1 tRNA gene and 1 rRNA gene are annotated in these 595 nt (G+C 47.7%); both read right to left on the reverse strand.

Annotation, left to right across the window (positions count from 1 at the left end):
• Window positions 1–189 precede the first annotated feature (189 nt).
• Window positions 190–266: transfer RNA gene (locus B5G37_RS14850), tRNA-Ile, on the reverse strand.
• Window positions 267–487: 221 nt separating this feature from the next.
• A 16S ribosomal RNA gene (locus tag B5G37_RS14855) occupies window positions 488–595 on the reverse strand; the annotation flags it as partial.

Raw genomic sequence — 595 nt, forward strand, 5'->3', positions numbered from 1 at the left:
GGCTAATTGTTATTACCCATTTGACAGAAATGACTTTTGCCATTCTGATTAAAAATCTACTCTGTTGCTTGCTCTTCCATCTGGAATTATCACATTGTTCAGTTTTCAAGGTGCGGAATTCTGGTCTCGATTGAAACCAGATATCAACACTCAATCTCTTGAATGTTGATATCCATTCTCAATGGACGCTGGTGGGCCAAAATGGACTCGAACCATCGACCTCACGATTATCAGTCGTGTGCTCTAGCCAGCTGAGCTATTGGCCCGTCGTCGTCGCAAACTTCGGATCGTTCGCTTCCATGCCAGCATGAAAGCTCATTCCCTCCGTTGCTCCTCCTCTCAATTCAAAGCCCACTTCGTTGGGCTTTTGAATTGGTTTGGACGGGGGATGCGGGTTGCACCCTCTAAATTAAACAATGAGAAACAACACTCAGAAGTCTGACCAGGACGTTACAACAAAGAACTTGCTTTGTCGAAGTCTCCTTAGAAAGGAGGTGATCCAGCCGCACCTTCCGATACGGCTACCTTGTTACGACTTCACCCCAATTATCGAACCCACCTTCGGCCGCGCCCCCCTTGCGGTTAGGCTACGGAC

It is taken from the genome of Pseudoflavonifractor sp. An85 (assembly GCF_002161235.1).
Classification (GTDB): Bacteria; Bacillota; Clostridia; order Oscillospirales; family Oscillospiraceae; genus Enterenecus.